Annotated in this window: 1 protein-coding gene and 1 pseudogene; both read left to right on the top strand. The window is 73.2% G+C overall.

Annotation, left to right across the window (positions count from 1 at the left end):
- Window positions 1-156 precede the first annotated feature (156 nt).
- On the top strand, window positions 157-501 hold the full coding sequence (locus tag ACIDOCELLA78_RS000000113095) for a dihydropteroate synthase (protein WP_307850974.1): 345 nt from the start codon (window positions 157-159) through the stop codon (window positions 499-501).
- 80 nt (window positions 502-581) lie between these two features.
- Window positions 582-1,702: pseudogene (gene glmM / locus ACIDOCELLA78_RS000000113090) on the top strand (phosphoglucosamine mutase); the annotation flags it as partial.

Below are 1,702 nucleotides of genomic sequence, written 5' to 3'. Positions count from 1 at the left end.
GGGCGCGCATCGTCAACGACGTCTCCGGCCTGCGCCACGACCCGAAGCCGCCCCACTGGTCGCCGCCGCCGGCTGCCCGGTGATCCTGATGCACATGCGCGGCACCCCGGCGACGATGAACGCCCAGGCGGTCTATGACGATCTCCTCGCGATGTCCTGGCCGAGCTTGCCGCCACCCGCGACGCCGCGCTGGCCGCCGGCGTCGCGCCCGCCGCCATCGCGCTCGACCCCGGTTTCGGCTTCGCCAAGCAGGGCGCGCAGAACGTGGCGCTGCTGCGCGCCCTGCCGTCCTTCCGCGCGCTCGGCCATCCGGTCCTGGCCGGCGTCTCGCGCAAGCGCTTCATCGGCGAACTCGCCGCCGAGCCCGACCCCGCCCGCCGCGATCCCGGCTCCATCGCCGCCGCCCTGTTCGCCGCGGGCAGGGGGCGGCGATCCTCCGCGTCCACGATGTCCCGCACGGTGCAGGCGTTGCGCGTCTGGCAGGCCCTCGCCGCCGCCTGACTGGACGCGGGCGCGTCTCTTGGGATAGTGCGGCCGCCGCGTCATTCCGCCGCAAGGCTCCAGCAAGGTTTCGATCCGCGATGAACCAGATCCCGCCCCGCCCCAAACGCCGCCTGTTCGGCACCGACGGCATCCGCGGCCGCGCCAACACCGCGCCGATGACGGCCGAGATCGCGCTTCGCCTCGGTCAGGCCGCCGGGCTGCGCTTCACCCGCGGCGATCACCGCCACCGGGTCATCATCGGCAAGGACACCCGCCTGTCCGGCTACATGCTCGAACCGGCGCTGACCGCCGGCTTCATCGGCGCCGGGATGGACGTGACGCTGGCCGGCCCGCTGCCCACCCCGGCCATCGCCATGCTCACCCGCAGCCTGCGCGCCGATCTCGGCGTGGTCATCTCCGCCTCGCACAACCCGTTCGAGGATAACGGGATCAAGCTGTTCGGCCCTGACGGGGCCAAGCTGTCCGACGAGGTCGAGGCCGAGATCGAGGCGCTGATGGAGCAGGATCTCGCCGGCCGCCTCGCCGCCCCATCGGCGCTCGGCCGCGCCACCCGCCTGGTCGATGCCGCCGGCCGCTACGTCGAATCCGCGAAATCGAGCCTGCCGCGCGGCCTCCGGCTCGACGGTCTGCGCGTCGTGCTCGATTGCGCCAATGGCGCCGCCTACAAGGTGGCGCCGGCGGCGCTGTGGGAACTCGGCGCCGAAGTGATCCCCCTCGGCGTCAGCCCCGACGGGTTCAACATCAACCACGAATGCGGCTCGACCGTTCCCTCCGCCCTGTCGGCGGCGGTGGTGCGCCACCGGGCCGATATCGGCGTCGCCCTCGATGGCGATGCCGACCGCGTGATCCTCGCCGACGAGCGCGGCCGGATCATCGATGGCGACCAGGTGCTGGCGCTGATCGCCCGCGCCTTCCAGGCCGATGGCCGGCTGTCCGGCGGCGGCATCGTCGCCACCGTGATGTCCAATCTCGGCCTCGAACGCTATCTCGGCGGCCTCGGCCTCGCGCTGCACCGCACCCCGGTGGGCGACCGCTACGTCGCCGAGACCATGCGCGCGCAGGGGCTCAATCTCGGCGGCGAGCAGTCCGGCCACGTCATCCTGGCCGATTTCGCCACCACCGGCGATGGCCTGATCGCCGCCCTCCAGGTGCTGGCGTCCTCGTGCGCGAGGGCCGGCCGGCGAGCGAGGTCTGCCGC

This window comes from Acidocella sp. C78 (assembly GCF_907164655.1).
Note: the sequence above shows the minus strand (reverse complement) of the source record. Positions and strands in the feature narration are given on the sequence as shown.